Source organism: Exiguobacterium sp. PvP048, assembly GCF_040549175.1.
Classification (GTDB): Bacteria; Bacillota; Bacilli; order Exiguobacteriales; family Exiguobacteriaceae; genus Exiguobacterium_A; species Exiguobacterium_A artemiae.
Window position 1 is genome coordinate 304,878 of the sequence record NZ_JBEPSU010000003.1, and the last position, 7,165, is coordinate 312,042.

Annotated in this window: 7 protein-coding genes and 1 tRNA gene; 3 read left to right on the forward strand and 5 right to left on the reverse strand. The window is 40.3% G+C overall.

Features of this window, described 5'->3' with window-relative positions; genetic code table 11:
• Positions 1 to 112: 112 nt before the first annotated feature.
• Complete coding sequence (locus tag ABIC15_RS09365; protein ID WP_214764578.1) at positions 113 to 742, forward strand: FMN-dependent NADH-azoreductase; 630 nt, start codon at positions 113 to 115, stop codon at positions 740 to 742.
• On the opposite strand, the gene ABIC15_RS09370 is transcribed toward ABIC15_RS09365, so the two are convergent.
• From ABIC15_RS09370 to ABIC15_RS09390, 5 genes are all read right to left on the reverse strand, one after another.
• Positions 739 to 1,614 carry a helix-turn-helix domain-containing protein gene (locus tag ABIC15_RS09370; RefSeq protein ID WP_354020550.1) on the reverse strand — a complete coding sequence of 292 codons (876 nt, stop codon included), beginning with the start codon at positions 1,612 to 1,614 and terminating at the stop codon, positions 739 to 741. The two genes, ABIC15_RS09365 and ABIC15_RS09370, sit on opposite strands and share 4 nt — an antisense overlap.
• A 23-nt stretch (positions 1,615 to 1,637) precedes the next feature.
• Positions 1,638 to 2,516 (reverse strand): helix-turn-helix domain-containing protein, encoded by an 879-nt coding sequence (locus ABIC15_RS09375; protein WP_214764563.1) that lies wholly within the window; start codon positions 2,514 to 2,516, stop codon positions 1,638 to 1,640.
• A 45-nt stretch (positions 2,517 to 2,561) separates the two neighbouring features.
• Complete coding sequence (locus tag ABIC15_RS09380; protein WP_354020551.1) at positions 2,562 to 3,425, reverse strand: helix-turn-helix domain-containing protein; 864 nt, start codon at positions 3,423 to 3,425, stop codon at positions 2,562 to 2,564.
• Positions 3,426 to 3,519: 94 nt separating this feature from the next.
• A tRNA-Thr gene (locus ABIC15_RS09385) sits at positions 3,520 to 3,590 on the reverse strand.
• Between the two features lie 112 nt (positions 3,591 to 3,702).
• Positions 3,703 to 3,900: a hypothetical protein gene (locus ABIC15_RS09390; RefSeq protein ID WP_012370601.1), complete on the reverse strand. Its 198-nt coding sequence runs from the start codon at positions 3,898 to 3,900 to the stop codon at positions 3,703 to 3,705.
• A 149-nt stretch (positions 3,901 to 4,049) separates the two neighbouring features.
• Between ABIC15_RS09390 and ABIC15_RS09395 the strand changes: the two genes are divergently transcribed.
• Together ABIC15_RS09395 and putP are read left to right on the forward strand one after the other, a co-directional pair.
• Positions 4,050 to 5,228: a MalY/PatB family protein gene (locus ABIC15_RS09395; RefSeq protein ID WP_354020552.1), complete on the forward strand. Its 1,179-nt coding sequence runs from the start codon at positions 4,050 to 4,052 to the stop codon at positions 5,226 to 5,228.
• A gap of 338 nt (positions 5,229 to 5,566) precedes the next feature.
• Complete coding sequence (gene putP / locus ABIC15_RS09400) at positions 5,567 to 7,039, forward strand: sodium/proline symporter PutP (protein ID WP_354020553.1); 1,473 nt, start codon at positions 5,567 to 5,569, stop codon at positions 7,037 to 7,039.
• The last annotated feature ends 126 nt before the right edge of the window (positions 7,040 to 7,165 follow it).

The window sequence follows — 7,165 nt, forward strand, 5'->3', positions numbered from 1 at the left end:
TCGAGTTGGAATTAAAACCTAATTCCTCCATTGATTTGGTTTTAATTCCTCACGTCTAAAGAAGTCTTCATTCGGGTAATTGACTAATAAAGATTGAAAGGAGTGTTAAATCATGAGCCGTCTTTTATTTATCGAAGCCAATGACAGTACCCATCAAAAGAAAGGGATCAGCTCCCATATGAATGAAGCCTTTCTTTCAAGCTACCGGACACATCATCCGGAGGACGAAATCGTCGTTCTCAATTTATTTGAGGAACGGTTACCTTTTTTTGATTTACGCCTCGCTTCCGCTGCCGCTAAACTGTTTCGCGGGGAATCGGTAGATGCCGATGACGATGTTCCGATCGGAAAATTACAAGAATACCTGACCGGATTTCTCGACTCGGACAAAATCGTCTTCTCTTTCCCGATGTGGAACTTGACCGTTCCGGCTCCCCTCCATAACTATATGGACTATCTGGCGCAAGCCGGTCAGACATTCCGTTATACGGCAGAAGGATCGATCGGATTGGTGAAAGGAAAACAAGTGTTGTTGCTGCATTCACGCGGCGGTGACTATTCGACATCCGATAAAGCGGACTCCGAACATGCCGTTCGTTACATGCTCGACATACTCCGTTTCTTCGGCATTGAAGATGTTCAAACGATCATTTTGGAAGGCCACCAACAATATCCGGACCGCGCGGATGAACTCACTAAAAAAGCCCTCTCCGCATGTGAGAAGGCCGGGGAAACATTTTAAAATCTGTAGAGTAAAAACTTTTCGTGGCTATCTATGACAAGCTGTTCATAGCTTGGCATCTCAAAGGCTTTAAACAGACTATAGGAAAGTGTAAAATCTCGCTTAACATCATTTATATTACCATTTGTTTTTTTAGTGAAATAGCCGCGCTGAAAATAAAAATGTCCTAAAAATGAAGCATCATCCAATGCAAGACTTTCCTGGATTCCAGTCGCTACTACTTGAAGACCTTTTTCATAATTCTTTTGAAATGACAGTTGCTGAGCATGGTTGTAAATAATTTTAATTCTAGCTTTCTTTAATTCAATTGTATCAAATTTCAGACTTAAGACGTCTTCAAAAACACTTTCCGAGTGAACAAATTGTTTGTTTTCAAAGTAAAAATTAGCAATTGCCATCTTGATTCGCAGATACATTTGAGGTGATTCGAACCAAACTTCTTCTGTATCCGTTAAATGCACTAATCGAGAAATGCTTGATCGAAAATCTATTTTTTGAGTTCTCTCACTACAAATAATTTCAAAATACTCCAACAACAGTAATATTTCCTTGTTTGTTGACTGACTTTTTATTTTCTCAGTTTGATTTATTAACTCATCAAACTGCTGGCTTCGAAACAAGCCGGTAAGGAGTCGGTCACATTCACGGAATTCTTCACTTTTATATTGATCACGAAATAACATTGACAGGGGTACACGTAATCGTTTCGCAATTTGTTGTAATAAATCAATCGTTGGCGAGTTACGCCCATTTTCAACCTTACTGATTTCTGCCTGGCTACATATCCCGTCGCACAATTCTTTTTGTGTCATTCTTTTTTCTTTACGAATCTGTTTGATTTCATTTCCAATCGATACCGGTAGTGAATTCATTAATTGTCTCCCTTGATTAAACCTCATAAGAACTTAAACAATAAATACTCATTTCTTCCTTTTTCTACAATCTCAACGTAACGATCCAAATTAAGTGCAGTGAACAAAGTATACGACATGGAATAGTCCTCTTTTACTGTTTGAAGATCAAAATTTAATTTTTCTTTGAAATTTGCACGTTGATAATAAAAGTGTCCTAAAAAAGAAGAATTTTTTCGTTCTATACTCTCAGAAATTCCTGATTCTGTGACTATCATTCCGTCTCGATAGTATCCTTGAAAAAATAATTGTTGCGCATGATTATACAGTATTTTAATTCGTAAGCTTTTTAATTCTTCCGTATTATAGTCCATCGCTAGTAATGTTTCGTAAATTTTTCTTGAGTGCACAAACTGATCATTCAAATAATAATAGTTTGCGATAGCTAATTTAATTCTTACATACATTAGAGGTGACTCATACCATACTTCTTCCTGGTCTGTTAAAAAGGATAATTCTGAAATACACGATCGGTAATCTATTGATTTTCTGCCTTCTAATCCAATCAGTTCAAAATATTTAGCAAGTAGATATATCGACGTATTTATCTTTGTATTAAAAATTTCTTTAACAGAACCAATAAGGTCATCAAATTTTTGACTACGATAGAGTTTTGTCCATTCATAATCATATTCTTGGAATAACATCATTTGCGTGTCTTCCTCAAATAATTGTAGAATCGAAATATTTAATCGATTTGCGATTTTTTGAATCGTTTCGATTGTTGGAGATACTTTTCCTTGCTCAATTTTACTTAATTCCGCTTGGCTACAAATATTTTGACAAACTTCTTGTTGAGTAAATCGTTGTTCAAGCCGGATTCGTCTTAATTGATTTCCGATCAAGTTAGAGAGTGAAGTCATGTAATAAACAGCCCTTTTAGTCAGTATTCATCATAGTTTATTTCGTCACAAAAATTTTGTTTTACTTTTTTTAACGGTATTAGCATATCGATTCATATGAAATGCTTTAAATAATTCATATGCAATGACATAGCTTTGACACGTTTCCTTATTATCCCCGTACATTTCTTCTAAAACTTCACCCAGTTGATAATAAAAGTGTGCAATGTAAGAAGTATCTGTTAGCAGTACACTATAACGAATACCTTTTAATGTAACAGTTAAACTTTTTTCTAAGTCTCCCATTTTAAACAACAGTTTCGCATGATTATAAGTGATTTTCAATTGCTGACCTACTACTTTTTCATTACTAAAATCAAAGTGAGTCTCTTCTAACTCTTTATATAGTTTTTCAGCTTGTTTATACTCCTGATTTTCTGCGTATAGAATTGCTATTCCCATTTTTGTTCTTAAATATAAATCCGGATAACTATATTTAATGTCATTCTGTTCAATTAATCGAGAAAGTTGGACGGATGTTGTCCTATGATCAAAATTGTTTAAGCGATAGTCACTGATGATTTGATAATATTTCAACAACAAAATTGTCTCTTCAAATCTATCTTCAGTAATCATTTTGTACGATCGAATCTGCTCATAATTTCCTTCTCTAGTCAATCGAAGCAATGTATGGTCTAATTTTTTTACACTTTCTTCTTGCTTCTGATTTTCGAACAAGAAAGAGATTGGTATTTTAAGACGTTCTGCAATTTGTTGCAACAAATCAACCGTGGGTGAGTTGCGTCCATTCTCGATTTTACTGATTTCTGCCTGACTGCAAATTCCCTGACATAGTTCGGATTGTGTCCAATTCCGCTCTTGCCGGATCCGTTTGATTTCGTTACCAATCGAAACATTTAATTGATTCATGGATGTCTCCTTCACAATCTGTTCCTGTTCTGGACAAAAAAACAGGCCTCCCGTTCAAGTGATTGACTTGTGACGGAAGACCTGTTTATTTTGATGCTTCCGGCGAGAATCGAACTCGCACTCCAGCATTACCATTGCTGAGGTCTGCCATTAACCTACGGAAGCCTGTTTTTTCTAATATTAGTATAACGTAACCCAATATGAAATTCAACTTTTTCACAAATATAGAAAAAAAGCGGTTAGAGGAACCCTTTCCCCTAACCGTTTTGATGATACATTAAAGGACTGTTTTAGTTAATGAGTTATCAAAGACAATCAACACAGAATAATGTTCATCCGCTTTCGATGCGACGAATGTCGAGAATTTGAGTGTGATGATTGAATTTGAACCGACACCGTTTTCCTCAAAGAATTGGTTAAGTCGTTCTTCGAGTTCTTCTGGTGATCGTCCTACTAACACTTTTGAATGTAACATAAAATCCACCCCGTCCTTTTTTTTGTGTACGATATTGAGTTTTCCCATGGGCTCATTTTTTAAAACCTCTATTTTTCCAGCTTGCCGAAATAAGAGGCATTCGGTACTGTGAAGATATGGTAACTTTTTTAGAGAAAGGACTGATCAGAATGAATGAGCATATGTTCGATGAAATTTTGGAAAAAAGACAAACCGGTTCCGTCAAATGGGATGGTTTGAAACAGTTGTTCGGATCGGATGAACTAATTCCGATGTGGGTTGCGGATATGGACGTCCGCCCAGCCGACTCCATTACGAAAGCCTTGACAAGACGGGCTGCAAGCGGCAATTTCGGCTATTCCCTGTTTGAAGAAGAAGCAAAACACGCGATTCAGCATTGGTTTGAAAAACGTTACAATCAATCGGTGGATCCGGCGACGATTCTTTATTCGAACGGTGTTGTGCCCGCCCTCGCACACAGTGTACTGGCCTTGACCGAGGAAAACGACGAAATCATCATCCAGACTCCGGTCTATCCGCCTTTCCATCATATCATTGAAGCAAATGGACGACGTTTAATTGAAAATCCGCTCCAATTGCAAAATGACCGGTATGAGATCGACTTTTCCATGCTGGAACAGCAAATGAAGACCGCCCGCATGATTATTTTATGTAATCCGCATAATCCAACCGGCCGTGTATTCAGTTACGATGAATTGCAACGGCTCGTTACACTCGCTAAACAGTATGGTGTCTTTGTTTTATCGGACGAAATCCATGCAGACCTGCTGTTTTCCGAAGCGATCCATCATCCGATCATTGCCTTTGATTATGATCAGGTGATATTAGTCAGTGCCCCGTCTAAAACATTTAATATCCCGGGGCTGTATGCGTCTTATCTGATCGTACCGAGTGCCGACTTGCGGCTCAAAATCGAGCAGGTACAGCAGGCAAACTTTGTCCATCCGAATGCTTTTGCAGCAACGGCCATCATTGCTGCTTATACCGATCCCGAAAGTGAATCGTGGTTACGGGAATTGCTGCTTTATCTTGAGGAGAACCGGAACCATGCCGTCAAGCGGATTCAAACAGAAATGCCACGTCTCACCGTCGTTGCGCCGGACGCGACCTTCCTGCTTTGGATTGACTGCCGTGCTCTTCCGTTTGATTCGAAAGAACGGGCGGACTGGTTAGTGGAACAGGCCGGTCTCGCCTTGACGCACGGACAACCATTCGGAAAAAATGCTTCAGCCTTCGAGCGATTGAACTTCGGATGCCCGCGGAGTCAATTGGACGAGGCACTTAATCGTCTTCGAACGGCTTATGAAGCGATTGTCTTTACGGATTAAGAGTGATGAACCCCGCGATTCAAGTGACTTTCACGTCATTTGAATCGTTTTTTCATGCAAACAAAGCTCCTATTGTATCGTTTTTTACACCGTTATTTATTTCAACGGTTTTTCTTTCATGTTACGTTCATAAGACTGAATTCAGAAAGTTTAAACTTTAACAGGGACGAAAACCGTCCCAACCCCTTGATGGACGAGGGCTGACGCCGCTTTTAACGACTTTGTGAAGACTTGCGTTGTTGTTTTAGACCTTGTAACGTGGGGAACAAATCGATTGTGCTTATTTTGACGAAGATATGAACAGCGCAAAAAAAGTTGAAATTGGAGGATTTATTGTTATGACGCAAGAATGGATTTCTATCAGCTTGTATCTGGTCATGATGCTTGCTATCGGTTACATTGCCTACAAGCGAACGACAAACACAGAAGATTATATGTTAGGCGGTCGGGATTTAGGACCCGGTGTTACGGCTCTATCCGCCGGAGCATCCGACATGAGTGGTTGGATGTTGATGGGATTACCTGGTGCCATGTATGCCACTGGCGTATCCGCTTTATGGCTTGCTTTAGGATTACTGATCGGATGTTACGTGAACTACCTGATTTTAGCGCCACGTTTTCGTCTCTACACGGAAATGGCAAATGACTCGATTACGATTCCCGATTTCTTAGAAAATCGTTTCAAAGATACATCACGTGTCTTACGGACGGTTTCAGCAGTCGTCATTATCGTATTCTTCACGTTCTACACATCAGCTGGTATCGTATCCGGCGGGAAATTGTTTGAAAGCTCATTCGGCTTTGATTACCACTATGGTATGCTCTTGACGATTGCGGTCGTTGTCGCCTACACATTGTTTGGCGGTTTTCTCGCAGTCAGTTGGACCGACTTCGTCCAGGGTTGTATCATGTTCATCGCGCTTGTTCTAGTACCAGTCGTCGCGTTGACAGATGTCGGCGGGATTGACGGGGCCTACAGCTACGCTGAAAACTTAGACCCTACTTTGTTTGATCCATTGAAAGGAACGACATTCCTCGGAATCATCGGATTCCTCGCATGGGGACTTGGTTACTTCGGACAACCGCACATCATTGTTCGTTTTATGGCCATTCGTTCAGTCAAAGACTTGAAAAATGCACGTCGGATCGGCATCGGTTGGATGTTTATCTCGATTCTTGGTGCCATGATGACAGGACTTGTCGGAATTGCTTACTTTGAAGGACAAGGCAACGGTCTAGGTGATCCGGAGACGGTCTTTATCCGCTTCTCTGACGTCCTGTTCCACCCGTATATCACTGGATTCCTGATGGCAGCGATTCTTGCTGCAATCATGTCGACGATTTCGTCCCAGTTGCTCGTCACATCAAGTGCCTTAACAGAAGATTTTTATAAAACGTTCTTAAACAAAAAAGCGACGGATAAACAGTTAGTCTTAACAGGACGTATTGCCGTCCTAGTCATCGCTGTCATCGGTTCCATATTAGCCTGGAACCCGTCAGCTACGATTTTATCACTCGTCGGTTATGCATGGGCCGGTTTTGGTTCGGCCTTTGGTCCAATCATTCTGCTTTCGCTCTATTGGAAACGGATGACGAAACAAGGAGCACTTGCCGGTATGTTATCCGGTGCCATTACGGTTATTGCCTGGGTACAGCTCGGACTCAGCGATACATTGTACGAAATGGTACCCGGTTTCTTTACCAGCTTACTCTTTACTGTCGTTGTCAGCCTCTTGACGAAGCAACCGGTTGAATCGGTTCAAGATACATTTGACGATATGGAAGAAGAATTAAAAGAAGCCATCGAATAATTTGAAGCAACAGATAAAACCCCTTTGAGTCTGTGAACTGAACCAAAAAAGTTAGACAATAAATAATTTGTCAGGCGACCTTTAGGACCTGAGTCCGGTATTCCACCGGGCTCAGGTTTTTTAGTC